We start from the raw sequence: 24,436 nt of genomic DNA, 5'->3' as shown, positions 1-24,436 counted from the left end.
CGCTCCAGCCGAGCGCCGGATACACCGAGGCCGGCACCGCCCTCTCCCCCTCAGGCGCATCACGGTGAGTTGAGAAACTTCACCGAGAGCCACCATCGTGGCCGACAGGGATTTCACCCGGCTCGGCAGCCTCCCCTGCCCGACGGTCGCAATCCGATCCCCCATGACACTCTTCCCCACAGGATCTACTATTCCTAGTAGTAGATATGCGAGCGCAGGAGAGGTGTTCATGACGACCGTGCCGAAGCGGCGAAGGCAGGCCCGCAGGGCACGGCACTGGCACCATCACGGCGCGGAGAGCGCAGCGTTCGAGACCGTCCGGGACGAGATCCTGCGCCTGGCCCGGCCGGGGCCCGAGGACATCGCGGTGGACCTGCGGGCGGGAAGCGATCTGCTCACCGCCCCACTCGCCCGGACGGTGCGCACGGTGCTGGCGGTGGACGCCTCCCAGGCACCGGCCGGTGAGGTGAGCCTCGAAGAGGAGGACCTGCACAGGGCCACCGTTCTGCCCATCTCCGCCGAAATCACCGCGTTCGCAGTACCTCGCCAGAGCGTCGACCTGGTGGTGTCCAACTACGTCATGCATCACCTGCACAACGCCGACAAGCGAGCGGTCGTCGCGTCCGCGCGCCGCTGGCTTCGTCCCGGCGGCCGACTGGTCATCGGGGACATGATGTTCGGTCGCGGACTGTCATCCGGCGACGCGCAGATCCTGCAGGCCAAGGTCCGCAGCCTGGCTTCCAAGGGGCCGGGCGGTCTGTGGCGCATCGCCAAGAACCTCGCCAGGTACGGCCTGCACATCGGCGGTTCCCACCCCGCGCCGCCGAAGTTCTGGATCACCGCTCTCGAAGACGCGGGCTTCCGGGAGGTGGGCCACGTTCAGGTGGTCCAGGAGGCGGGAATCGTCTGGGGCACAGCCTGATCGGCATTTGCAGAGTGGACAACGGCCCGCCTGCATGACCGCGGAGCCATGACGCCAGGGCGCCCCCGATGTACTATCGATCTTAGTAGAAAGGTCCGCATCGGCGAGCCGCCCGCCTGACCTCCGCGAACGCGGCGAAAACATCATCCCGGGACGCCGGGGTGGGCGCACGCGCCGGACAAGGCCCATACGACTCCCAGCACGTGCTGCACCTTCTCCTCAGACGCAGGAAGCAGGATCCACCGCGGCCTCCCCGCAAGGAGAACAGATCGTGGACGAGCACAAAGATCACCAGTCCGGCAAGGAACGCAGCACCGCCGTGCTGGAGATCGGCGGCCTGCATTGGGCCACCGAGCAGAACAGGGTGGCCGCGGTGCTGGGGCGCCGACCCGGGGTGCTGGAGGTGGAGGCCAACGCGGTGGCGCAGACCGCGACGGTGACCTTCGATCCGCGCCGTACGTCGCTGGCGGAGTTGCGCCGCTGGGTGCGCGAATGCGGTTATCACTGTGCGGGCCGGTCGGTGCCGTCGCACCTGTGCGATCCGATGGCCGAGCCCGATCCGCCGTCCGGCGACGGGCACGGCGGCACCGCCGTGGCGGAGCATGACGGGCATGCGCCGGCGGCCCTGTCGGCTCATGCCGGAGGGCGCGCCCCTGCCGCGCACGGCGGTCATGGCGCGGAGCATCTCAGATCGCCTGAGGAGGCGATGGGGCACGGCGGGCATGCCGGGATGTCGATGGCCGCCATGGTCGCCGACATGCGCAACCGGTTCCTGGTCGCGGTGCTGTTCTCCATCCCCATCGTGATCTGGTCGCCGATCGGCGAGGAGGTCCTGGGGTTGGACGTCCCGGTGCCGTTCGGGCTACGGCAGGACGTGTGGGCGCTGCTGCTGAGCCTGCCGGTGATCTTCTACTCGTCGTGGATCTTCTTCGACGGCGCGGTGCGGGCGCTGCGGGCGCGCACGCTGGACATGATGGTGCTGGTGGCGGTCGCGATCGGCGCCGGCTGGCTGTACTCGCTGGTCGTCACGCTCACCGGCGGCGGTGAGGTGTTCTACGAGGCCGCCACCGTACTGGCCTCGTTCGTCCTGCTCGGCCACTGGTTCGAGATGCGCGCCCGCGGCGGAGCCAACGACGCGGTCCGCACCCTGCTGGACCTGGCGCCGCCCAAGGCGCTCGTGCTGCGCGACGGGGAACCGGTGGAGGTGCCCACCTCCGAGGTGGTGCCCGGTGACCTGCTGCTGGTGCGCCCGGGCGCCAAGATCGCCGTCGACGGGGTCGTCGAGGAGGGCGACAGCGAGGTCGACGAGTCGATGGTGACCGGTGAGAGCCTGCCGGTGCACAAGTCCCCCGGCTCGCAGGTGACCGGGGCGACCATCAACGTCAACGGCACGTTGCGCGTGCGGGCCACCAAGGTCGGCTCCGACACCGCGCTCGCCCAGATCGTCGAACTGGTCCAGCGGGCCCAGAACTCCAAGGCCCCCGGCCAGCGGCTGGCCGACCGTGCCGCGTTCTGGCTGGTGCTCGTGGCACTCGTCGGCGGCCTGGGAACGCTGGCGGCCTGGTTGCTGACCGGGAGCGCCTTCTCCACCGCGATCCTGTTCGCCATCACGGTCGTGGTCATCACCTGCCCTGACGCCCTCGGCCTGGCCACGCCCACCGCGATCATGGTCGGCACCGGGCTGGGCGCCAGGCGTGGTGTGCTGTTCAAGAACGCCGTCGCCCTGGAGACGTCCGCGCGCATCCAGACCGTTGTGCTGGACAAGACCGGAACCCTGACCAAGGGCGAACCCGAGGTCACCGATGTCATCACCGACGGGATGCCCGAGGATGAGCTGCTCCGGCTGGTCGCGGCGGTCGAGCGGGAATCGGAGCACCCGCTGGCCAAGGCCGTCGTGCGGCACGCCGAGGCGCGCGGGCTGGACGCCGTCCGCGCCGAGGGTTTCCAGAACGTCCCCGGCCATGGCGCCGTCGCCGAGGTGGCCGGGCGGCGTGTGACGGTCGGCAACCGGCGGCTGGCCGAACGCGAGCGAATCGACCTCGGTGCTCTGGCAGAGCGCCGTGACGAGCTGGCCGCCACCGGCCGTACCGTCGTCATCGCCGCCGTCGACGGGCGCGCGGCCGGGCTGATCGGCATCGCCGACGCGCCTCGGGACACCTCGACGACCGCCGTGGCCGAACTGCACAACCTGGGCATCGAAGTGGTCATGCTCACCGGCGACAACGAGGCCACCGCCCGGCACATCGCCGAGCGGCTGGGCATCGACACCGTGATCGCCGAAGTCCTGCCCGGCGACAAGGCGGCCAAGATCGCCGAGCTGCAGGCCACCGGGCGCAGGGTCGCCATGGTCGGCGACGGCGTCAACGACGCCCCCGCCCTCGCCCAGGCCGACCTGGGCATCGCCATCGGCGCCGGCACCGACGTCGCCATCGAGACCGCCGACGTGGTGCTCATGCGTTCCGACCCCCTCGACGTCCCCACGGCCCTGCGCATCGGCCGTGGAACGCTCCGCAAGATGCGGCAGAACCTCGGCTGGGCCATCGGCTACAACGCCATCGCCCTGCCCATCGCCGCCGGGGTCTTCGAGCCCGCCTTCGGTCTCGTCCTGCGCCCGGAGATCGCCGCGCTCACCATGTCCGGATCCAGCGTCATCGTGGCCGTCAACGCCCTCGCTCTCAAACGCCTCCGCCTGCCGTCCGCGCTTTCGGCGTCTCCATCGCCGAAACGGCCGGAGGACGAGAGAACTTCGGGAGCCCGGGTGCCCTGACGGGCATCCCGCCGGCGGGGTGGGCCATGGATCTCTGGACGGCGATGGGCGTCGATGAGCACCTGTCGGAAACCCGGCGATCTTGTTCACCGCCTGATGGCGAGGTAACGGGATGTGATCGGTCAACGAATCTCTGGCTGAGAGGCCGCGGTTCGTCACCGTGGGAGGTAGCGGCGTCCAGCTCGTGCTCGGCGACAGGCGGCTTCGTCGTGCCGAGGTCAGTGCGGATGAGCCTGTTCGAGGGAAGATCCCGCCAGGCGCGCCGCGACCACGCCGGCGAAGTGGGGGCACTCGAAGATGTCTTCGTGCGGGCAGGCCAAGGCATGGGCGATGGCGGTGCGCGCCGCCTGGGCCTGGGCGATCCGTTGATCCAGCTCGGTGAGCTTGCGCCGGTGCAGCTCCCGCCAACCGTCACCGGCCTGCGAACGAGCCGCGATGAACGCTTTGACCTCGCGCAACGTGAAGCCGACATCCCGTAGCAACAGGATCGCACCGACCAGCCCGACCGCCGACGGCGGATAACGCCGTTGGCCTGAGACCCGGGCCGGCGCCGGTAGCAGGCCGAGCTCCTCCCAGTAGCGCAGAGCGGAGGTGGCGACACCCGTACGGTTCGCCAGCTCACCGATCGTCAGCTGCTCGCCCATTGACTTCAAGCGTACTTGAAGCCGTTGACTTGCGATCATGCCGACAGCAGGTACAGCTCTCAGACAACGTGCGATCGCAAAAATGGTCCGCCAGTTCCATCATCCCCGGGGCATCGTCGGACGGATGGCAGGTTGGATCATGGCTCATCGCCGCTCCAACCGGCAGCGCAACGTCTGGGCGGTGTCGTTGCTGGACGTGCAGCCCACCGACCGAGTGCTCGAGATCGGCTTCGGCCCCGGCGTCGCCATCGCCGAGCTCGCCGCCCGCGCCACCCGAGGGCAGGTGTACGGCATCGACCACTCCCAGACCATGGTTCAGCAGGCCGGTCGGCGCAACACCGCCGCCATCCGCGCCCACCGCGTTCACCTCGCTCACACCTCTGTGGACCGGCTGCCAAGCTTCGACGATCCGCTCGATGCCATCCTCGCCGTCAACTCCGTGGGGTTCTGGCCCGACCCGGTGGAACGGCTTCGCGAGCTGCGCCGCCTGCTCCGCCCCGCAGGGCGCATCGCGCTCGTCAGCCAACCCCGCTGCCCCGGTGCCACCCCGGATACCACGGCCCGAGCCGCCCGAGAGCTCCAGGACATGCTCACCCGGGCAGGCTTCATCCGGATACGGGTCGAGACCCTCGACCTCGACCCGCCCGTTGCCTGTGTCCTCGCCGCCAACCCCGCCGCCGAGCCGCGCTGACCAGCGCATCAAGCCGCCCGGATCGCTGGCTGAGGCGCCGGCGGCTCAGCCCTGGCAGGTGATGCGGGGTTCGGGCAGGTAGGTGGTGTGGAACTTCTGGGTCCGCACCGTCCTGCCGTTCTGCTTGAAGATGCGCCAGACGTCGATCTTGAAGCCCTCGGCGCCGGGCATCGGGATGCAGTCGGGACTCGAATCGGTCTTGCTGGTGAAGGGAGTCACCGCGTAGCGCCCTGAACTCTTGGACTCGATGTGGTACCGCTTGGTGCTCCAGAAGGTGACCGTGATGGAGGTGTCGGTGTAGGAGGTGTCGACCAGGACTCCGTACGGTGAGTCGTTGCGCCAGCGGAAGTCCGGCTTCGGGTAGGACACGGTCGACTCCCGCCCGGCGGGATAGCGCGAGATGTAGAACGAGTGCGGGGTGTGCTGGACGTCCTGAAGGCCTCCGAAGAACACCGCGTTGAACATCGTGGTGGCGAACTGGGAGATGCCTCCGCCCACGTCGTTGACATAACGGCCGTTGAGGATCATCGGGGCCTCGACGAAGCCCCGTGCCTTGTCCCGCTTGCCGACGATGCCGTTGAGGGAGAACGTCTCCCCCGGCCTGACGATGTATCCGTCGAGGATGTCCGCGATCGTGTGGATGTTCTTGACTCGCGGCGCGCAGCACGGGTGACGGGTGGTGAAGGTGCTGATCTTCTCTTTGATGCCGAGCCGGGTCGCCTGCCCGGTGGTGATCCGAGGGGCAGTACATGGCCACGCTGGTCGCCGTGCAGGTGCTGTTCACGTACGCGCCGGTCATGCACGAGGTGTTCGGCTCGGCGGCGCTCGACGGTTCGGCCTGGCTCCGCGTCCTCACGGTGGCGGTGACCGCCTACCTGCTGGTCGAGCTGTTCAAAACGCTGCTCCGGATGGCGGGCACTCGCCCGGTCGCCGCCCGCCGAAGCGAGTCCCCGTGAGATGCGCGGGCCTTCGCCGAGCACCAGGGAACGGGATGCCCATGCGCCGCCGCACGTACCACGGCAAGGGACTTTCGGTCCTTTGCCGGCTGCTCCTCACCGGGCCGTACGGCCGTGCAGCAGGGACCAACGTCCCTACGCGCCGGTCCCGCCGCGGGACGAATCTGGAAGCACAGAAGACGTCGCCGTATCAAGGAGTCTCGATGAGCAGGCAGATCACCCTGGGGGCCGAGAGCCCCTCGATGGCGATCCTCGAACACCGGGTGCGTGTCCTGGAGGAGACGGTGACCGCCCTGTCCAAGAGCATCACCCTCCTGGCCGCGGCGCTGGACGCCTCATCGCCGGCCGCTCCACCGGAGCCGGTGGCCGCCGGCACCGCGCACACGCAGCGCTGACCTGGCCCCTCTTCCCAAGGAGACGTTGTGCAGCACCGCGAAGAGCCGCTTCCGGCCATGCGGATCACCACTTCCAAGCGGGTCGCGCCCGAGGATGTCGACCGGGCACAGGAGGTGATCGCCCGGGTGCTCGCGCAGGCGCCGGAACCCGTGCTGTCGGTGCACCTGACCCTCGGCGTGCTGGCCGACCCGGCGGCGCGGAACCCCGCGATGGTGTCGGTGCGAGTCGATCTGAACGGCAGGCCGGTGAACGCGCACGCCGCGGGCCCCGGCATGCCGCACGCCATCGCGCTGGCCGGTGAGCGGCTGCGCGTCAGGCTGGAGCGCATGTCCCGCACCCGGCAGGCCCGCCGCGGACACCACCATTCCACCGCACTCGAGGAGGCGGGCAGATGACCTCTCTGGCATCGCGCTCACAGCCTGCCGCCCAGGACGGAACCGTCGACGAGCGGAACGCCGCGGACGCTCCGGCGGCCGTCAGCGAGACCCACATCGGGCTGGTGTTCTTCGCCGCAGGCCGCGCCTACAAGGTGAAGAAGCCCGTCGATCTGGGATTCGTCGACCTGACGACCCCGGCCGAACGCGAACGCGTGTGCCGCCGGGAGGTGGAGCTGAACCGGCGGTTCGCCCCCGATGTCTACCTGGGCGTCGGGACGTTCCGCGGTCTGCCCGGCGAGGCGGACGAACCGGTGGTGGTGATGCGGCGGATGCCGACCGAACGGCGGCTGTCCACGCTGGTGCACGCCCGGGAACCGGTGGACGACGCCCTGCGGGCCATCGCGCGGCGGCTGGCGGCCTGGCACGCCATCGCCCCGCGCGGCCCGCAGATCGCCGCCCAGGGGTCGCGCGACGCACTGCGGCGGCGGTGGTGCGACAGCTTCGACCAGGTCCGTCCCTTCCACGGCCGGGTGCTCCCGGCGGCGGACGCGGTCGAGATCGAGGAACGCACACTGCGTTTCCTCGCCGGGCGCGAGGCTCTGTTCGAGGCGCGGATCCGCGACGGCCGCGTCGTGGACGGCCACGGGGACCTGATGGCCACCGACGTCTTCTGCCTGCCCGACGGTCCCCGGATCCTGGACTGCCTGGAGTTCGACGACCAGCTCCGGTGGCTGGACGGACTCGATGACGCGGCGTTCCTGGCGATGGACCTCGAACGGCTGGGCGCCCCGGCGCTCGGCGAGCGGTTCCTGCGCTGGTACGCCGAGTACGCCGCCGACCCGGCGCCCGCCTCGCTGCGGCATCACTACACGGCCTACCGGGCCTTCGTCCGCGCGAAGGTCGCCTGCCTGCGGCACGCCCAGGGCGATCCGCAGGCGGGCGCGGAAGCCGCCCGGCTCGCCGGCATCGCCCTGCGTCACCTGCGCGCCGGAGCGGCCCGGCTGATCCTGGTCGGCGGGCTGCCCGGCACCGGCAAGTCGTCCCTGGCCCGGGAACTCGGCGACCGCCTGGGCTGCGCCGTCATCAACAGCGACGTCGTCCGCAAGGAACTGGCGGACCTGTCCCCCGACCGGCCGGCCGCCGCGCCTTTCGGGGAAGGCATCTACCGTCCCGAGCACACCGAACGCACGTACGCGACCATGCTCGTCCGTGCCGAGACCCTGCTGAACTCCGGAGAGAGCGTCATCCTGGACGCCTCGTGGACGGCCGCCGAGCACCGCACCCTGGCCGAACTGCTGGCCCGCCGCGTGCACGCCGACCTCACCGCCCTGCGCTGCCAGGCGCCGGCCGATCTCACAGCACGGCGGCTGCGGGAGAGAACGCACGGCCCCTCCGACGCCGATCCGGCCATCGCCGCCGCCATGGCGTCCCGCTACGCCCCCTGGCCCGAAGCAGCCGTCATCGACACCGGCGACACGGTCGCGGCGGCGGTGGAGCAGGCTCTCCAGATCATCACCCCCTACGGTCCCGTCCTCTCCCAGATCGCCCCCGACTGAAGGATGAGTCACCCGCGCTCCCCGGCCATGACAGGCCGGGGCCACTTCCGGTTCTGCAGAGCGGGCTCCACAAACGCAGGATCGTGTGGCGTTGGAGATCACCGGCGGGGTAGAGGCGACCACCGAGAAGTTCAGACGCCTATGAAAGGGATCACTGATGGCGGACAACGGCCCGCACGGCACCCCGGCCCAGGACACGCTTCCCCTTCATCTGCTGGTGGCGCAAACGACCCGCGTCACTTCGCCTCGACGTACGAGTGGCGAGCGATCGGTCCGTCCATGGCGGCCTTCCCCGTTGTGGACGATGACCGTCCCTTCCAGTCCAGCCGCCGGTACGGGTCCGCCGGTAGAGACGGCCGGTCCTGTCCTGGGGACCTTCGTCCCCGCGCCCTGTGCCTTCCGGCCGTCGTCGTCGCTCCGGCCGGTGGGCCACCGTGGGACTGATGGAAGGAGCGCACGATGACGAATCCGTTCGATCCGGTGGTGGTCGGCACGGACGGCTCCGAGGTCGCCGCCCGAGCGGTCACGTGGGCTGGCGATGAAGCCGCGCACCGCAATCGCCCGCTGCGGATCGTGCACGCCGTCGAGCCCTGGGCTCCGGCTTCCCCGATGCTGCCGCCGGCCGTGCCGCCGGCCGCGCTGTGCGAGGCCGGGCGGCGGATCCTGGCGGCGGCCCACCGGGCGGCCCGTGAACGCCATCCGTCCCTGGAGGTGACCAGCGAACTCCTGGTCCGCTCCCCGGGTGCGGCGCTGCGGGAGCAGGCGGAAGGCGCGTTCGAGGTCGTGGTCGGACACCGGGGGAAAGGCGGCTTCGCCAGCCTGCTGCTGGGGTCGACGGGCCTGCACCTGGCCGGTCATGTGCCCGGGCCGGTCGTCATCGTCCGCGGTGAACCGGCCTGGGCCGGGGGCGATGTCATCGTGGGCGTCGGCCCCGCCACCGTGGACGAGGCGGTACTGGACCACGCCTTCGAGGCTGCGGCGTTGCGCAGGGCGAGGCTGCGGGTCGTGCACGGCTGGCGGCTTCCGATGATCACCGACACCGGCTATCCGATCGACATGCGGGACGCCGAGGACACCGTCCGCTGGGAACTGCACCGGGCCACGGCCGCCCAGCGCAAGCTCCATCCCGGCGTGGAGGTCGTCGAGGACGTCGTCCGCGGTCACCCGGTGGCGGCGCTGGCCGGCATGTCGCATAGCGGGTGCCTGGTGGTCGTGGGAGCCCACAGCTGCACAGGGCTCGGCGCCCTGCGGCTCGGGTCGGTCGGCCACGGGATCGTCCACCACGCCCACTGCCCGGTCGCCGTCGTGCGGCCGCGCTCCTGAAGGCGTCCGGCCAGGCTCTGAGCGCAGTGGCCGTGCTCGAGACCTTCCGCAAGGCGCTGCGCGGAGGACACCAACGGCATCCCTCACAAGGCCCGTGCACGGGCTCACTGTGTTGAGGCGGCGTGGACCACGGCCACGGTGCAGGGAGCGAGCTGGAGCATGGACAGCGTGGTCGTGCCGAGCGCCTGCATGCGAAGACCGCGTACACCGCGATCGCCCATCACCAGCAGGTCCGCGCCGCGCGCCGCCTCCAGCAGCGACCTGCGCGGCTCGTCCATCACCACGGACGCGTGCACCTTCACCTGCGGGTACCGCGCCGTCCACGGGCTGACGGCCTGTTGCAGCCGGGCACCGCACGTGCGTTCCAGCTCGGCCTTGTCGGCGAACGCCGCGATGTCCCCGTAGGGGGCACCGCTGGGCGCCCAGCAGCCGTACACGGCATGCACCTGCCAGTCCCGCAGAGCGGCCTCCTCGAAGGCGAACTCCAGCACCGCACCCGAACCCGCCGACCCGTCCACTCCCACCACCGCACGCCCGTCACCCGGCGCGCCGTTCCGGACCACCACCACCGGGCTGCGAGAGCGCGCCGGAAGCTGCAGCACCGAGGAGCCGACCGGCAGTTCCCGATGTTCGTGGGAACCGATCACGATCACCGCGCCGTCGGCCTCGCGCAGCAGCGCCGACGACGCCGGACCGTCCAGCAGCAGCTCGCGCACCCGCACTCCGGGCGCATGCTCCTCGGCGATCCGGGCGCCATGGTGCAGCACGTGCTGTCCCACGCGTTTGACGATCGCCAGGCCCTCGTAGTCGACGAAGTCCGCCGGGTAGGGCCATCGCCAGGCATGGCACACCGTCAACGGCACCCGCCGCACCCTCGCCTCCTGCGCGGCCCACCGGACGGCCAGCCCGCTTTCCGGTGTGCCGTCATACCCCACCACCACGCGCGAACAGCACCCCATGACCGCCCCCTCGACCAGAGGTCACGCCTGCCCAGAACGCCTCTTCCGGAACCGTTGGCCCTACCCCCAGGCACACCGCCGGAACGGCCCCGGAACGAGGAGCAGACCGGGATGCGGGCCACCGCATCCCGGTCTCTCCACGGCAGGTGCCCACCGCCCCAGAAGCCCGCGGCATCGCCGCCGCCCGTCGACCACCGTTCACGATCCGGTCAGACGCCACCGTTGGAAGGCATCAGCGTCCGCGCCGACCTCCCTCCGGTCCACGGCGGGGTCGGATCGGTCGGTTCGTCGGGCTCGGCGTCGCCCATGTCCAGCCGGAACGGCGGATAGCGGTCGGTCATCAGGGCGGCGTAGGCGGCCACACGCAGCACCCAGCGGTTCATGCCCATCACGAACTCGAAGATCCCGCCGGGGTAGCGTGCGGTGAACAGCAGCGCGACGGCGGCCAGGACGACCAGCAGGTCGACCAAGCCGGGGAAGGTCACCGACCAGGAGCCGTCGTCAGAGGTCACGCCGCTCAGGCCGACGCCGGTGAACAGCGCCAGCACCAGGTAGTGCGGGATGGCCAGCAGCCACCACTTCACCAGCACCAGCCCCCGCGACAGGCGTTGCGGGTAGGCGATCTGCAGGCGCGCCGGATAGTCCGGGACGTCCTTGAGGGTGAAGGGCGGGTAGCGGTCCGTTCCGAGCGCCCCATAGCCGTAGTAGCCCACCCGCCAGGTCCAGCGCAGCACCCCGACGTTGAAGCCGAACAGGCCGCGCGGATAGCGGCCGGTGAAGAGGATCGCGAAGAACGCCACCACCGTGATGGCGATGAAGGCGATCCACAGGAAGGCGAGCACGATGTAGTGCGGGATCAGCAGCAGCCATTTGATCAGCCACAGCCAGCGCGACAACGGCGCGTCAAGTCGGGCGTCCACCCGAACGGCTCGATCGGTCATCTCGGCTCCCCCGGAGAATCGGCGTTCATCACCACGATCCGCGCGGGACGGGCGCGTCCACAGAGCCCTACGCCCGGTGATCCGATGACGAAGGTCCCGAACTCATGATCTGACCGCGGCCCGCATCCGCGGCATCGTCGATGCGCCGACCGGCCGGGGGATCGCCTGCCGCGCCGGGTCAGGAGCGTGGGCCGAGCACGGCGACGGGGCAGTGGGCGTGGTGGATGGCCCCGTGGCTGACCGAGCCCAGGAACGCGCCCTGCAGGACGCCGTGACCGCGGGCGCCGACCACCAGGAGGTCGGCCTGGTGGGAGGCCTGGACCAGGGCCAGCACCGGGTGCTCGCGGACGATCTCGGCGATCACCTGGACGCCGGGGTAGCGTTCGCGCCAGCGGGTGAGGATCTCCTCCAGCCGGGCCCGGCGGTCGTCCTCGATCTCGCCCAGATCGCCGTAGTCGCCCGCGGCGATGAGCGTCTCGGCGAGCTGGAAGGCGTACAGCGCCCGCAGCCGGGCACCGCGCAGGGACGCCTCGTCGAACGCGAAGGCGAGCGTCTCCTCGTTGTCGGTGAACAGGTCGACACCGGCCAGCACCTCGCCGTGGCCGGAGGGCTCACCGCGCACGATGACGACCGGGCCGGGCGCGAAGCCGGCCACGCGCAGGCCGGTGGAGCCCAGAAGCAGGCTGGTGAAACCGCCCAGCCCGCGGTGACCGAGCACCAGCATGAACGCCTCGCCGGCCTGCTCGCGCAGGACCTGCGGGATCGGCCCGCTTTCCAGCCGGGTCGTCACCGCCAGATCGGGGTGCCGGTCGCGGACGAGCTTGTCGGCCTCCGACAGGGTGGCCTCGCCGGCGCCGGCGGCGGACTCGCGCATGCCCGGGGCGGTGGCCATCAGCAGGTCGTCGGGCGCATCGATCACGTGCACGATGCGTAGGGGGAGCCTTCTGCGCGCGGCCTCGTCCGCGGCCCATCCGACCGCCCGGGCGGCCGAGGGCGATCCGTCGGTTCCCACGGTGATGGCGGGAAGGGACATGTCCATCGTTCTCCTCCGATCAACGCGGCCACAGGGCCGGCGATCGCCCTGCTGATCGCCGGACGAAGATGCGGCCGCCTGATACCAGCGTGCGCCGGGTCGATTTCTCCGTCCGCGGCACAAAGCCCTCACCGTCAGGGACCTTCGTCCCATGTCCGGCGGCGGAGTTCGTCCTGGTAGTGGCTGCGGGGACGGTGGAGGGCACGGTCCCCGGTCTGACCCGAGGGTCGATGCCGAGTCGGGCACTGCGGGGCCGGGTACGGCACGCGGTGCGCTGGATCGCCGCCGCCTGGCTGGCCGGGGACGCTCTTCACCGCGTTCACCTCACCGCCGTGCGGGCGGGTCAGCCTCTCTAGCCCGTCGCCTCCGGCCGGTCACCGCGATCGGGGGGGCTCATGGCGGTGGCCGTCGCCGTGGGTACCGAGCTCGTTTCGCACCGCCTGTCGGTGCGTTGGTGCGCCGGCAGGGTCCTGGACGTCGGCGATGGGCTCGGGGGAAGGTCCGCGCGGACGCCCGCCCGTTCTGCGGTGGAAGGCGGCTAGCCGCCGGAAGTCGGCCATGTCGACGAGCCGTACCGCCGTGTAGATCACCAGGGCACCCAGCGCCGTCGCGGGGAACAGGGTCAGCAGCGGATGGGCGAACAGCAGAACGCAGGCCGCCGCCACCGCCACCAGGGACTGCACCTGGGTACGGCCGCCGGAGACCGCCGCGATCGCGGTGCGGCTGCCGCTGCTGCTCACCGGGAAGCCGTGGACCAGGCCCGCTGCCGCGTTCGACGCGCCCAGCGCCAGCAGTTCCCTGTTGCCGTCGATCGGCGGGTCCGTGCGGTGGGCGAACGCGCGGGCCGTCAGCACGTTGTCGGTGTAACCGACCAGCAGCACGCCCAGCGCGGGCAACAGCAACTGCGGCACGTCCCCCACAGCGGTCATGACCGGCGACGGCAGACCGGCGGGCACCTCTCCGACGACCCGTACACCGTGTTCGTCCAACCCGGTCACCGCGACCAGGAGGGCCGCCCGCAGGATCGTCACCAGCGGTCACGGTCACGCCCGCGACCAGGTCACCGCGCAACCAGCGCCTGCGGTACCCCTGCCCCAGGCGGGCCCGCCGAGGAAGGTCATTGCCTGTTCCGCCTTGAGAACACCGGACCCTCGCCGGGACCGGGAAGCCGGATCAGGGCGCGTCCGGCCGGACGACCGCGACCGGGCATCGGGCGTGGTGCAGCATGGCGTGACCGACGGAGCCGAGGATCAGGCCGGTGAATCCGCCCCGGCCGCGGCTGCCGACGACCAGCAGGCCGGCGTTGTCCGACGCCTCGGCCAGCGCACGGGTGGGCTGGGCGTGCACGACCTGCTGGATCACCTCCACGTCGGGGAACTCCTGCCGGTGCCCTCCCAGGCTCTCGGCCAGGGTGCGCATCTCCTCGGCGACCAGCCGTTCCGGGTACACCGGCAGCCGCGTATCGCCGGGGCCGAGGGGCACCGGGTGCGTGAAGGCCAGGACGGCGCGGACCCTGGCACCGCGCAGCTCCGCCTCCTGGAGCGCGAACCGCAGGGCCGCCCGGCAGCTCGCCGAGCCATCCACCCCGACGACGACGTCCCCGCGGTCCCGGGGCGCGAGGCGGCGGACCACCACCGCGGGGCGCGGGGCGTAGGAGACCACCTGCAGGGCGACCGAGCCGAGCAGCGCGCCCACGACCTGGCCGACACCGGTGGAGCCCACCACGACCATGTCCGCGTCCTGGGCGGCCTCCAGCAGCACCTTGGCGGGGCCGCCCGGGATGAGCTCGGTCGAGACCTTCACACCGGGTGCCGTCGCCGCGGCCCGGGCGGAGGCCTCATCGAGGGCGGCGCGGCCGTTGTCGTACAGCCACTCGCGCCCCGCTCCGGCCTGAGGATCCGCCGGGACGTCGAACAGCCAAGGAACGACCGCGTGCACGATGCGCAGCGACGCATCGCGCAGCTCCGCCTCCCGGGCGGCCCAGGCGACGGCATCGAGGCCGATGTCGGAGCCGTCGGCCCCCACCACGATCTGTTTCATGCCCCGACCCTAGACAGACCGCCACCGCCCGACCGGGGTCTTTGGTCCCTGTTTCACACGCCGATGGCCGCCAGTTCCCTGGCGATCTCCCGCGCCCACGCCCGGACCTGTTCGCGATCTCGGTAGTCGCCGCCCTGCTTCTTGGCGACGGCGGAGGCGATCATCCCGTGAACCTCGGGGTCGAGCCGGCCGCCGAAGGTGGCATGCGACTGGGCGCCGATCCTGGACATGATCCTGGTCAGCGACGGGGGCGGTTCGATGACGCCCTCCTCGGCCGTGTGGTCCAGGGGTCCGCTGCTGAACGCCCACACGGGCAGGTGGATCAGCTCCCCGGCGTTGCGGCGGGCGAAGCGGCGCGCGGCCCGATGCCAGCGGCCCGCGTACAGGGCGCCGCCCAGGATCACCGCGTCGTATCCGGTGACGTCCTTGACCCGGCCCGCGTCCGCGACGTCGGCGTCGATGCCCTCCTGGCGCAGCGCGTCGGCGATCCATTCGGCGATCTCGGCCGTCGATCCCCGCTTGGACCCGTAGGCCACCAGTACTCGTGTCGTCATCATGGCCTCCTTTCCTTCTTCCAGGGCACCTCGGGGCGTCCCCGCAGGGGCAGGGACGAAGGTCCCCTGTTACAGGGCATCAGGGCCCGGCGGCACGGAGCGGGCAAGGGCGCCGACGCCGTTCTCGGCGACTACCACCTGCGGGCATGCGGGACCTCACCCGGCCGGGCGGTGGAGACGCTGGCCGTCACGCGCCTCACCGGCGGCCTGATGCATCTGATCGCACTCTCCCTCGCGCTCGCGTCCGTCGCCCCGGGGCGGAGCGGAGCTGCGGTCGCCCGGCTGGTCCTCGCCGTGGCCGCTGATGATCCTCACGATGTCAGGCAACGGGGTCGTGCTGCTGTGGCGGCGGCACCCGGAGTTCACCAGAGCGGCGAGTGCCGCCGTCCGGACTCTGCCCGCCCGGCTGCACCATCCCGGGCGGCGGCGACCGTCCTGGCGGGGAACGCCGCGGTGACGAGCTGCTCGGTGCCGGCGTTCCTGGCGGTGGCCTCGGCGATGGGCGTCTCCTCGCCGACTGCGGAACTGTCCGCCGCCTACCTCCTGGTGGTGCCGCTACGCCTCCTCGGGCCGCTGCCCGGCGGTGTCGGAGTCGTGGAGCCCGCCCTGCTCCTGGCCTTGCTCGCACTGGGCGCCGGACCGACGGAGGCGGTGCTGACGGTCATGGTGCACCGGATCCTGAGCTTCTGGCCGCCCGCTCTCCCCGGCGCGGTGGCGTTCCACCGCAACCACCACTGACTTCGGCCGGGGAACTGTTCACGGCGTTCCACCTCCCGGACGCGCCGAGCAACCGGCTGCCCTCCGCCCACGCCGACACCGTGACGGGGTGTCCCGAGTACAAGGTCACGGCCGTTGCGGTGCGTCCCGTCGATCATGCCTCCGTACCGGACCCGGCCGCAGGTCATGACCTGCGGCCGGGCGGGGAACGATGTGAAGAGAACAGCGCCAAAAAGGGGGGATGGCGGCATGTTCGTCTTCATCGGATACGCGTCCGCGCACGGCTCCACGCAAAGCATCGCCGAACGCATCGCGACCAGGCTCGCCGAACACGGCCATCGCACCGATGCGGCGGACGTCGGACAGGACCGGGACGTGACCGGCTACGAGGCGTTCGTCATCGGCAGCGCGGTGCACCGGCAGGCCTGGCTGAAGGAGGCCGTCGACTTCCTGGACGTTCACCGCGGGTCGTTGCAGGACCGACCGGTCTGGTTGTTCAGCGTGGGGATGCCCGCCGCCCTGCGCGGTCCGTGGCGGCGGTGGGCCCGCAAGGAGGAGGCCGTGTTGTCGGCCAAGCTCCGCGGGTCGATCCAGCCCCGCGACCATCACCTGTTCTCGGGCGTGTACCGGCGTGAGCACACCAACCTGGCGGGGCATCTGATCGGACGGGTGATGGGCGTCCGCTACGGGGACTACCGCGACTGGCGGGACGTCGACGCCTGGGCGGACGGAATCGACCGGCGGCTGAAGGCGGACACGATCAGTCGCCCCCGACGGACCTGAGAGGGGTGCGGGATGCGGCGCATGACCGTCAAGGACGTGATGACACACGACGTCGTCACGACCTCCCCCGAAACGCCCTACCAAGACGTGCTACGTCTGTTGACCGAGCGCCGCATCCGCGGCGTGCCGGTCGTCGACGAGCGGCGCAAGGTCGTCGGCATCGTCACCGAGTCGGACCTGCTGTTCAAGGAGGAGTACCACGACCCGGCCGGCACCGCCGTGCCACCGGACGACGCCGGCCACCGCGGTGAACGCGCCAAGGCCGCCTCCGCCACCGCCCGCGGGCTGATGAGCACTCCGGCCATCGCGGTCACCGCGGACGTCCCGGTGGCCAGGGCGGCCCGGCTGATCACCGAGTACCGCATCGGGCAACTGCCGGTCACCGACCCGAACGGCAGGCTTGTCGGCATCGTCGCGCGTTCGGACCTGCTGCGCGTCTTCCTGCGCCCGGACAAGGAGATACACGACGAGGTCGTCCACGAGGCGCTGGCGTACTCGCTGTGGCGGTCCCCCGGCGAGGTCGAGGTCCGGGTGCACGACGGTGTGGTCGGATTGTACGGACGGGTCCAGGCCAGGAGCCTCATCCCGATCGCCGTACGGCTGGTCCGGTCGGTCGAGGGTGTCGTCGACGTCGTCGAGGAACTCGACTACGAGCGCGACGACGTCTCCCCCACCCTGTCCCCGGATTGAAGGATCCCGCCGCGCGCCGTGCTCAGGCCGCCCGGTGGTGCGACGCGGCGTCCAGGACGTCCAGCTCGACACGCGGAGGCGTGCGGACGGAGTTGTGCACCATGCAGTCCTCGATGGCGGCGACGAGCCCTCGCCGGCGCTCCGGGGACAGGCCCGCCGGGCAGCGCACCTCCAGCCGGATCGTGGAGACCCGCGCGGGCCCGGCCCCACCGACCACGTACCTGGCGCCGATTTCCAGACGAACGGGAGGCCTGGTATGCGGCGCGTGATCAGGCTCGGTGTTCTCGACCCGGCGGTGGTGCTCTTCGCCCTGGCGGCCGGCGGGCTGGCGGCCGGGGCCGCCGCCTGGACCTGACCGTCCCGTCCGGCGTGCACGAGGAGCCTGGGCAGGGCGTGCGCGGCGAGGTCGACGGGCACCACGTCGCCGTGGGCAAGGCGGCGTGGGCCGGTCAGGGCGATCCCTCCTGGGTCGCGCAGGTCCGCGGCCGGGCGGCGGTGCGCGGCGCCATCACCGTCTTCGTCGGGGTGGACGGCCGCCTCGCCGGGGTCCTGCTGCTGCAGGACCGCGTCCGGCCGGACGCCGCACGGACCTTCCGGCTCCTGCGGCGGACCGGGATCGACCGCGCCGTCATGGTCGCCGTCGTCCGCGCCGAGAGCGCACGGGCGCCCACCGTGATGGTCGGCGACGGTGTCAACGACGCTCCGGCCCTGGCCGCCGCCGGGGTCGGGGTCGCGCTCGGCGCCCGGGGCGCGTCCGCCTCCTCCCAGGCCGCCGACGTCGTGATCACCGTGGACCGGCTGGAACGGCTGGCCGAGGCCCTCGCGATCGCGCGCCGCACCCAGGCCGTCGCCGGTCAGAGCGTCCTGGCGGGCATGGGCCTGTCCCTGGCCGCCATGGTCGTCGCCGCGTTCGGTCTCCTCACCCCGGCGGTCGGCGCGGTCGTGCAGGAGGGCATCGACGTGGCCGCGATCCTGGGAGCCCTGCGCGCCCTGGGGCCGGGCCGCGACCGCCTGCCGCGGCTGCGCGGCGACGCGGCCGACCTCGTCCGTCGGCTGGACGAGGAGCACCGGGCCCTGTGGCCGCGCGTCGAACGGCTCCCCGCCCTCGCCGACGCCGTGACCGGCCCCTCCCCGGAGGAACGCCGCGCGGCCGTCGCGGAGCTGACCGGACTTCTCGACGACCTCCTCGCCCACGAACGCACCGACGAGCAGCTGCTGTATCCCGCCGTGGCGCGCACTCTCGGAGGGGCCGATCCGACGGGCACGATGAGCCGCGAACACGAGGAGATCGCCGCTCTGGCCCGGCGGGTCCGCCTGCTCTGCGCGGAACTCGGCGCGGACCCGGCCGACGACACCCCTGGTGAGTTCCGCCGCTCGGTTCAGGAGCTGCACGCGATCCTTCGTCTGCACTTCGCCCAGGAGGAGGAGAGCTATTTCGTCCTGGCCGACGCTCCCGGTGACCGGTCCCGGGAGACCGGGAATATACCCCCCGGGGTATAGGTTGGAGCCGTCGACAGGTTCACGTTCCGCGGCGCGCAGGCCGCAGGAGGAGAAGCGAGCACGATGGAGATGGACGCCACGGTCCTGGCCGACGCGCTCACCCGGCTCAAGCGGGCGCACGGCCAGCTGGGCGGCGTGATCGCGATGATCGAGAACGCCGAGGACTGCGAGCGGGTGCTGACCCAGCTGGCAGCGGTGTCGAAGGCGCTCGACCGGGCCGGCTTCAAGATCATCTCCACCGGCCTGCAGCAGTGCCAGGCGGCGCGGGAGCGGGGCGAGAAGCCCCCGATCGACCCCGAGCGGCTGGAGAAGCTGTTCCTGGCCCTGTCCTGACAGGGCGGGAGCGGGGCGGAGCGCCCGGCCCGGCCGCACCGGCCGGGCCGGGTCACGGACGAACAGCGGACCATGTCCCGTACATACCCCCCGGGGTATGCACGGGAACCAGTTCCATGAACGGAGGAGACACGATGAGACTCCATGTCGAGGTGGTGGAGACCTCTTCGCTGGGCGACCGCAGCTACCTGGTCCATGACGGGCGGGTCGCCGTGGTGGTCGACCCGCAGCGCGACATCGACCGCGTCCTGGCCCTGGCCGGCCGGCTCGGGGTGCGCGTCACGCACGTGGCCGAGACGCATCTGCACAACGACTACGTGTCCGGCGGCCTGGCGCTGGCGAAGGTGACGGGCGCGGCGTACCTGGTGGCGGCGGCCGAGACCGTGGCCTTCGACAGGTCGCCCGTCGCCGACGGTGACGAGATCGCCGTCTCCGACGCGATGCGGCTGTCGGTGGTGGCGACCCCCGGTCACACGTTCCACCACGTGTCGTATGTCCTCACCGGCCCTGACGGCCCGGTCGGGGTGTTCACCGGCGGGTCCCTGCTGTTCGACACGACCGGTCGCACCGACCTGCTCGGCCAGGAGCACGCGCACACCCTGGCGCACCACCAGCACGCCTCGGTGCGGCGCCTGGCCGACCTGCTGCCCGAAGGCGCGCGGATCTGGCCGACCCACGGGTTCGGCAGCTTCTGCTCGGCCGCCCAGTCCGACGCACCGGCCTCCACCATCGGCCGGGAGAAGAAGACGAACCCCGCCCTGCGGCTGGAGGCCGACGACTTCGTCGCCCAGACCCTCGCCGGGCTCGACGCCCACCCCGCCTACTACGCCCACATGGGGGCGCGCAACAGCGCGGGCGCCGACCTGGTCGACCTCACCCCCGTCCGCACCGCAGACCCCGGCGAGCTCAGGGAACGCCTCGAGGCCGGAGAGTGGGTCGTGGACCTGCGCTCGCGGAAGGCGTTCGCCCAGCGGCACCTGACCGGAACGCTGAGCTTCGGACTGGACGGGCCGATGGCGACCTGGCTGGGCTGGCTCGTTCCCTGGGGCACACCGGTCACGCTGCTGGGAGAGTCGGCCGAGCAGATCACCGAGGCCCAGCGTGAGCTGGCGCGGATCGGCATCGACCGTCCCGCCGCCGCCGCGACCGGCGCCCCCGAGGACTGGGCGGGCGGCGATGACGCGCACCTCGGCGAGCTCACCGTCGCCACGTTCGCCGACCTGGCCGCCGTGCGGGCGGGACGAGCGCGCCACCACCTCCCGGTCCCGGACGTCGTGCTGGACGTCCGGCTGGCGCGCGAGTGGCGGGAGGGCCACATCACCGGCGCCCTGCACATCCCGCTGCCCGACCTGTCCCGCCGCCTGGCCGAGGTGCCCGAGGGCACGGTCTGGGTCCACTGCGGCAGCGGCTACCGCGCGGCGACGGCCGCAAGCCTGCTGCGGCGCGCCGGGCGGTCGGTGGTGCACATCGACGACGCCTACGCCGGCGCCGCCGACGCGGGCCTGACCATCACCGCCGCCTGATCTCATCCGCTCCTGCGAGGAGAAACCCCCATGACGACCCTGGACGCCGCCACCCTGCGCGGCCTGATGCAATCTGGGAACGGTCCACGCGTCATCGACGTCCGCACCCCCGGCGAGTTCGAGACGGCCCACATCCCCGGCTCCTACAATGTGCCGCTGGACTTGCTGCGCGAGCATCGCGACGAGCTGCGCGCCCACCTGGACGAGCAGGTGGTGCTCGCCTGCCGCTCCGGTCAGCGCGCGGCCCAGGCCGAACAGGCCCTCACGGCCGCCGGCCTGCCCAACGTGCGCGTCCTGGCGGGCGGCATCACCGCCTGGCAGGCCGCCGGCGCGCCGGTCACCACCGGACGCCCACGATGGGAGCTGGAACGCCAGGTCCGCCTGGTCGCGGGCACCGTCGTGCTGGTCTCGGTGCTCGCCGGCACCGTGTTCCCCCCTGCCGTCTGGGTCGCCGCGGCGATCGGCGCGGGGCTGACCTTCGCCGCCCTGTCCAACACGTGCGCGCTGGGCATGTTGCTGGCCAGGCTCCCCTGCAACCGGGGTCCCCGCACTGATCTGGAGGGCGTGCTGGCCGCACTCGCCTGGCCGCCGCGGACGGAGGTCCACCGATCGCGGCCCGGGCCCGCGGCCGGGTGACGGAGACGGCGATGCTGACGGTTCTCGGGCTCGGTGCGATGATCGGCGTCCTGCTCGGGCTGCTGGGCGCCGGGGGTTCGATCCTGGCGGTGCCGGCCCTCGTCTACGGCGCCGGGCTGCCGCTGTCGTCGGCGGTGCCGGCCTCCCTGCTCGTGGTCGGCGCCTCCTCGGCCGCAGCCGTGGTGCCGCGCGTTCGGGCGGGACAGGTCCGCTGGCGGGTGGCCGCCGTCTTCGGCGGTGCCGGCGCGGCGGCCGCGTTCGCCGGCGCCGCCCTGAACCGCCACCTGCCCGAACGAGCGATCCTGCTGGGTTTCGTCGTGCTGATGGCCGCGGCCGGATGGCGGATGCTCGCCGAGCGGACACGCCGGGGCGGAGCGTGCGCGCTGCCCGGCGGCGGGACCGACTGGCGCAGCTGCCTGCCCAAGGCGACCGCCGCCGGAACCGCGGTGGGGGTGCTGACCGGCCTGTTCGGCGTGGGCGGCGGTTTCCTGATCACACCCGCCCTGGTGCTGGGCCTGGGCCTGCCGATGACCGCCGCGGTCGGCACCTCGCTGCTCATCGTGGTGGCCAACTCGGCGGCCGGGTTCGTCGCCCACGCCGGGCATCCCGGCCTGGACCTCATCACGATCGTCGCGTTCACCCTGGCGGCCGTCGCCGGTTCGCTCGCCGCCGCCCGCCTGGCCCACCGTCTCGACCCCGACCGCCTCCGGCGCTGGTTCGCCTACCTCACCATCGCGGTCGCGGCGTTCATCGCCGCGCAAACCCTCCTTCCGGCGCTCACGGGCGGCTGACCCGAGAGCCGGCGCCATCACGTGGCATGGCCGTTCGGTGAAAGGTGCCGAACGGCCTGCTGACCAGGCCGAAAGTCCCTGGCACCTCGTCTCGGACGGCGCGGAGAATGAGGTGGGTAAGCGAGGTGAGAACGATGATGTGCGGATATGGCGGTTGGGCCTGGATGGCGTTCATGCCTCTGCTGTGGATCGTGCTGATCGGCGCCGTCGTCTGGGCGGTCGTTCGGCTCACGCGGCGCCCCTCCGGCCTCGAGGACGGCCATGACCGCGGGCAGGGGTCGCGGGAGACGCCTGAGGAGATCCTTGACCGTCGTTACGCCTCCGGCGAGATCGACGTCGACGCCTACACCGAGGCCCGCGCGCGCCTCGCCGCTCACCGGCCGGGGCCACGATGAGGGGGCTACACGGCCGTCGGCTTCCGCTGGCCGTCCTGGGCACCGCGGTGGCCGCGCTGATCGCCTCGATCGCCTGGTTCGCGGGCAGCGACGCATGGCGGCGGGGCAGTGAGCCGATGATGGGGCCGGCCTCCCGTGCGGGGCCGGTACACGGCCTGGCCGACGCCGACCGCGCAGCGCAGCGCTTCGCCGACCGGTGGAGCCTGCACGTCGGCGAGACCATGCGGTTCAGCGAGAACTACTACGCCGAACTCCTGGACTCCGCCGACGATCGTGCCACCGAGGTTCTCATCGAGCCGGACAGCGGCACCGTCCACCTGGAGTGGGGCCCGGCCATGATGTGGAACACCGCCTACGGGATGACGCCCGCCCGCACCGGTCCCGGTGCCGCGGCGATCCGGCCCGCCCAGGCGGTGCGGATCGCCGACCAGTGGCTGCGTGACCACCGCACGGACCTGCACGCCGCAGAGCCTGACCCGTTCCCCGGCTACTACACCCTGCACACGCTGCGCGGCGACAAGATCGTCGGCATGCTCTCGGTCAACTCGGCCACCGGCGCCGTCTGGAACCACGCCTAGCACGGCCGCTTCATCCAGATGCAAGAGGGCGGCGCCCCCTGATCGCCGTGCGCTTCGAGGATCTCGGCCTTGCGATCCACCTCCCACATGAGGTCCCCTGACGACCAGCCGGCCGCCCACTCTCGCTCGCATCTGGCCTCCCCGTTTCTCGTCTTCCCTGGAACCACCGTCATACGGGGACAGCTGGGAGGAGCCAGGGCCAAAATCCGTTTCCACAGGAGGGACCTGATCCTTCTTTGGGAGGGACGTCTGTTCCGCGTGCCGCCCTGGCGGGTGCGGGATGGATGCATGGGAGCTCCCGTCCGAAGAGAGCGACCATGTGACGGGCGCAGACCGGTCCGTGGGCCCGCTGCGGCGGGATCGGCCGCCGGTGCTCCCAGATTCCCGTGGCCGGTCAGGAGCCGTGCGGGGCATGGACGACGGCCATGGTGCAGGGGGCCAGCTGCAGCATGGCCACAGTGGTCGCGCCGAGCAGCAGCGGACGGAAGCCGCCGGTTCCGCGGGCGCCGACCACGATCAGGGCAGCGCCCTCCGCGGCCGACAGCAGGGCCTTGCGAGGATCATCCATGATCATTCGTGTGCGCGCGTCCACCTGCGGATACTTCACCAGCCAGGGCGCAACGGCGCGCTCCAGCCGGGCACCGCACACGCGTTCCAGCTCCGCCTTGTCGGCGTACAGTGCGAGATCGCTGTCGGCCACGCTCGCCGTCTCCCAGCAGCCGTAGACGGCGTCCAGGCGCCGGCCGCGCAGGGCGGCCTCCTCGAAGGCGAACTCCAGGGCCGCGTCGGCGTCGGCCGAGCCGTCCACCCCGACGACGATCCGCCCGTCGGTCGCCGACCCGCCGTCCCGGACCACCAGGACGGGGGTGTGCGCCCTGGCCGGGATCTGGAGGGCAGAGGATCCCACGGGCAACCGTCTCTGCTCATGGGAGCCGATGACGATCAGGCCGTCGTCGGCCTCATGCAGCAGCGCCGAGCTCGCCGGTCCGTCCGTCAGCCGCCGCCGGACCGTGATCCCCGGGACCCGGCTTTCGGCGATGCGCGATCCGTGGCGCAGGATGTGCTCGCCCATCCGTTTGATGATGGCGGCTCCCTGGTGGTCGATGTGGCTGATCGGATAGGGCCAGCGCCAGGCATGGCAGACCGTCAGCGGCAGCCGCCTGCGTTCGGCCTCCTCCGCCGCCCAGCGGACGGCGAGTTCGCTCTCCCCCGTGCCGTCGTATCCGACCAGGACCTGTGAGTAGCGGCCCATCGCTGCCTCCTGGATCTCCTGCGTACTGCCATCGCATCTCACCGGAGCAGCGGCCCCCAGAGCCGTTGGTCCTCTTACC

The 24,436-nt window shown here is 71.8% G+C and carries 28 protein-coding genes; 18 read left to right on the top strand and 10 right to left on the bottom strand.

The window, feature by feature from the left end:
• Positions 1–229: 229 nt before the first annotated feature.
• Positions 230–922, top strand: a complete 693-nt coding sequence (locus HNR21_RS08350; protein WP_182704731.1) for a class I SAM-dependent methyltransferase — start codon at positions 230–232, stop codon at positions 920–922.
• A 271-nt stretch (positions 923–1,193) separates the two neighbouring features.
• Positions 1,194–3,689 (top strand): heavy metal translocating P-type ATPase, encoded by a 2,496-nt coding sequence (locus HNR21_RS08345; protein WP_312880917.1) that lies wholly within the window; start codon positions 1,194–1,196, stop codon positions 3,687–3,689.
• A 218-nt stretch (positions 3,690–3,907) separates the two neighbouring features.
• On the opposite strand, the gene HNR21_RS08340 is transcribed toward HNR21_RS08345, so the two are convergent.
• Positions 3,908–4,333: a MerR family transcriptional regulator gene (locus HNR21_RS08340; protein ID WP_182704730.1), complete on the bottom strand. Its 426-nt coding sequence runs from the start codon at positions 4,331–4,333 to the stop codon at positions 3,908–3,910.
• 124 nt (positions 4,334–4,457) lie between these two features.
• Here HNR21_RS08340 and HNR21_RS08335 point away from each other — a divergent pair, with 124 nt between their 5' ends.
• The gene (locus tag HNR21_RS08335) at positions 4,458–5,024 is read left to right on the top strand and encodes a class I SAM-dependent methyltransferase (RefSeq protein WP_220500083.1); all 567 of its coding nucleotides are present in this window, start codon (positions 4,458–4,460) and stop codon (positions 5,022–5,024) included.
• A 45-nt stretch (positions 5,025–5,069) separates the two neighbouring features.
• Here the strand turns inward: HNR21_RS08335 and HNR21_RS08330 are convergent, their stop codons facing one another.
• The gene (locus HNR21_RS08330; RefSeq protein ID WP_312881551.1) at positions 5,070–5,666 is read right to left on the bottom strand and encodes a VanW family protein; all 597 of its coding nucleotides are present in this window, start codon (positions 5,664–5,666) and stop codon (positions 5,070–5,072) included.
• Positions 5,667–5,773: 107 nt separating this feature from the next.
• On the opposite strand from HNR21_RS08330, the gene HNR21_RS08325 reads away from it, so the two are divergent.
• The 5 genes from HNR21_RS08325 to HNR21_RS08305 all read left to right on the top strand — a co-directional run bounded on the left by HNR21_RS08325 (position 5,774) and on the right by HNR21_RS08305 (position 9,632).
• Positions 5,774–5,980: a cation transporting ATPase C-terminal domain-containing protein gene (locus HNR21_RS08325; RefSeq protein ID WP_182704728.1), complete on the top strand. Its 207-nt coding sequence runs from the start codon at positions 5,774–5,776 to the stop codon at positions 5,978–5,980.
• 203 nt (positions 5,981–6,183) lie between these two features.
• Positions 6,184–6,375, top strand: a complete 192-nt coding sequence (locus tag HNR21_RS08320; RefSeq protein WP_182704727.1) for a hypothetical protein — start codon at positions 6,184–6,186, stop codon at positions 6,373–6,375.
• A 27-nt stretch (positions 6,376–6,402) separates the two neighbouring features.
• Positions 6,403–6,771, top strand: coding sequence for a hypothetical protein (locus HNR21_RS08315; protein WP_182704726.1), 369 nt, complete (start codon positions 6,403–6,405; stop codon positions 6,769–6,771).
• Positions 6,768–8,309 carry a bifunctional aminoglycoside phosphotransferase/ATP-binding protein gene (locus tag HNR21_RS08310; RefSeq protein WP_182704725.1) on the top strand — a complete coding sequence of 514 codons (1,542 nt, stop codon included), beginning with the start codon at positions 6,768–6,770 and terminating at the stop codon, positions 8,307–8,309. Before HNR21_RS08315 ends, HNR21_RS08310 begins: the two co-directional genes overlap by 4 nt.
• 459 nt (positions 8,310–8,768) lie before the next feature.
• Complete coding sequence (locus tag HNR21_RS08305; protein ID WP_182704724.1) at positions 8,769–9,632, top strand: universal stress protein; 864 nt, start codon at positions 8,769–8,771, stop codon at positions 9,630–9,632.
• A 104-nt stretch (positions 9,633–9,736) separates the two neighbouring features.
• Here the strand turns inward: HNR21_RS08305 and HNR21_RS08300 are convergent, their stop codons facing one another.
• The 6 genes from HNR21_RS08300 to HNR21_RS08275 form a co-directional block, all read right to left on the bottom strand.
• The gene (locus HNR21_RS08300; RefSeq protein WP_312880916.1) at positions 9,737–10,573 is read right to left on the bottom strand and encodes a universal stress protein; all 837 of its coding nucleotides are present in this window, start codon (positions 10,571–10,573) and stop codon (positions 9,737–9,739) included.
• 227 nt (positions 10,574–10,800) lie between these two features.
• Positions 10,801–11,532, bottom strand: a complete 732-nt coding sequence (locus HNR21_RS08295; protein WP_182704722.1) for a DUF4389 domain-containing protein — start codon at positions 11,530–11,532, stop codon at positions 10,801–10,803.
• Between the two features lie 178 nt (positions 11,533–11,710).
• Positions 11,711–12,565: a universal stress protein gene (locus tag HNR21_RS08290; RefSeq protein WP_220500082.1), complete on the bottom strand. Its 855-nt coding sequence runs from the start codon at positions 12,563–12,565 to the stop codon at positions 11,711–11,713.
• Between the two features lie 374 nt (positions 12,566–12,939).
• Positions 12,940–13,596 (bottom strand): SulP family inorganic anion transporter, encoded by a 657-nt coding sequence (locus tag HNR21_RS08285; RefSeq protein WP_220500081.1) that lies wholly within the window; start codon positions 13,594–13,596, stop codon positions 12,940–12,942.
• 142 nt (positions 13,597–13,738) lie between these two features.
• The gene (locus tag HNR21_RS08280; RefSeq protein WP_182704720.1) at positions 13,739–14,605 is read right to left on the bottom strand and encodes a universal stress protein; all 867 of its coding nucleotides are present in this window, start codon (positions 14,603–14,605) and stop codon (positions 13,739–13,741) included.
• Between the two features lie 53 nt (positions 14,606–14,658).
• Positions 14,659–15,159 (bottom strand): flavodoxin domain-containing protein, encoded by a 501-nt coding sequence (locus HNR21_RS08275; RefSeq protein ID WP_220500080.1) that lies wholly within the window; start codon positions 15,157–15,159, stop codon positions 14,659–14,661.
• Between the two features lie 171 nt (positions 15,160–15,330).
• On the opposite strand from HNR21_RS08275, the gene HNR21_RS36570 reads away from it, so the two are divergent.
• The 3 genes from HNR21_RS36570 to HNR21_RS08260 all read left to right on the top strand — a co-directional run bounded on the left by HNR21_RS36570 (position 15,331) and on the right by HNR21_RS08260 (position 17,349).
• Positions 15,331–15,897, top strand: coding sequence for a lysylphosphatidylglycerol synthase domain-containing protein (locus HNR21_RS36570; RefSeq protein WP_182704718.1), 567 nt, complete (start codon positions 15,331–15,333; stop codon positions 15,895–15,897).
• A 228-nt stretch (positions 15,898–16,125) separates the two neighbouring features.
• Entirely contained in the window at positions 16,126–16,659 is a 534-nt protein-coding gene (locus HNR21_RS08265; protein ID WP_182704717.1) for a flavodoxin domain-containing protein, read from the top strand.
• A gap of 12 nt (positions 16,660–16,671) precedes the next feature.
• Positions 16,672–17,349 carry a CBS domain-containing protein gene (locus HNR21_RS08260; RefSeq protein ID WP_182704716.1) on the top strand — a complete coding sequence of 226 codons (678 nt, stop codon included), beginning with the start codon at positions 16,672–16,674 and terminating at the stop codon, positions 17,347–17,349.
• A 22-nt stretch (positions 17,350–17,371) separates the two neighbouring features.
• Here the strand turns inward: HNR21_RS08260 and HNR21_RS34605 are convergent, their stop codons facing one another.
• Entirely contained in the window at positions 17,372–17,566 is a 195-nt protein-coding gene (locus HNR21_RS34605) for an OsmC family protein (RefSeq protein ID WP_220501323.1), read from the bottom strand.
• Positions 17,567–17,718: 152 nt separating this feature from the next.
• Here HNR21_RS34605 and HNR21_RS36305 point away from each other — a divergent pair, with 152 nt between their 5' ends.
• The 7 genes from HNR21_RS36305 (at position 17,719) to HNR21_RS08225 (ending at position 23,105) form a co-directional block, all read left to right on the top strand.
• On the top strand, positions 17,719–18,849 hold the full coding sequence (locus HNR21_RS36305; RefSeq protein WP_312880913.1) for a heavy metal translocating P-type ATPase: 1,131 nt from the start codon (positions 17,719–17,721) through the stop codon (positions 18,847–18,849).
• Between the two features lie 63 nt (positions 18,850–18,912).
• Positions 18,913–19,182: a metal-sensitive transcriptional regulator gene (locus HNR21_RS08250; RefSeq protein ID WP_182704715.1), complete on the top strand. Its 270-nt coding sequence runs from the start codon at positions 18,913–18,915 to the stop codon at positions 19,180–19,182.
• Between the two features lie 134 nt (positions 19,183–19,316).
• Complete coding sequence (locus tag HNR21_RS08245; protein WP_182704714.1) at positions 19,317–20,705, top strand: MBL fold metallo-hydrolase; 1,389 nt, start codon at positions 19,317–19,319, stop codon at positions 20,703–20,705.
• Positions 20,706–20,735: 30 nt separating this feature from the next.
• A complete protein-coding gene (locus HNR21_RS08240) occupies positions 20,736–21,341 on the top strand; it encodes a rhodanese-like domain-containing protein (RefSeq protein ID WP_182704713.1) in 606 nt (201 codons plus the stop codon).
• Between the two features lie 11 nt (positions 21,342–21,352).
• Positions 21,353–22,132, top strand: coding sequence for a sulfite exporter TauE/SafE family protein (locus tag HNR21_RS08235; RefSeq protein ID WP_182704712.1), 780 nt, complete (start codon positions 21,353–21,355; stop codon positions 22,130–22,132).
• 125 nt (positions 22,133–22,257) lie between these two features.
• Entirely contained in the window at positions 22,258–22,527 is a 270-nt protein-coding gene (locus tag HNR21_RS08230; protein ID WP_220500076.1) for an SHOCT domain-containing protein, read from the top strand.
• A complete protein-coding gene (locus HNR21_RS08225; protein ID WP_182704711.1) occupies positions 22,524–23,105 on the top strand; it encodes a hypothetical protein in 582 nt (193 codons plus the stop codon). The genes HNR21_RS08230 and HNR21_RS08225 overlap by 4 nt, the downstream gene beginning before the upstream one ends.
• Positions 23,106–23,499: 394 nt before the next feature.
• Here HNR21_RS08225 and HNR21_RS08220 read toward each other — a convergent pair whose 3' ends face one another.
• Positions 23,500–24,357, bottom strand: a complete 858-nt coding sequence (locus tag HNR21_RS08220; protein ID WP_182704710.1) for a universal stress protein — start codon at positions 24,355–24,357, stop codon at positions 23,500–23,502.
• Positions 24,358–24,436: the final 79 nt, after the last annotated feature.

Source organism: Thermomonospora cellulosilytica (genome assembly GCF_014138835.1).
GTDB lineage: Bacteria > Actinomycetota > Actinomycetes > Streptosporangiales > Streptosporangiaceae > Thermomonospora > Thermomonospora amylolytica.
The sequence above is the reverse complement of the archived record's forward strand: the minus strand, read 5'-3'. Positions and strand labels throughout refer to the sequence as shown.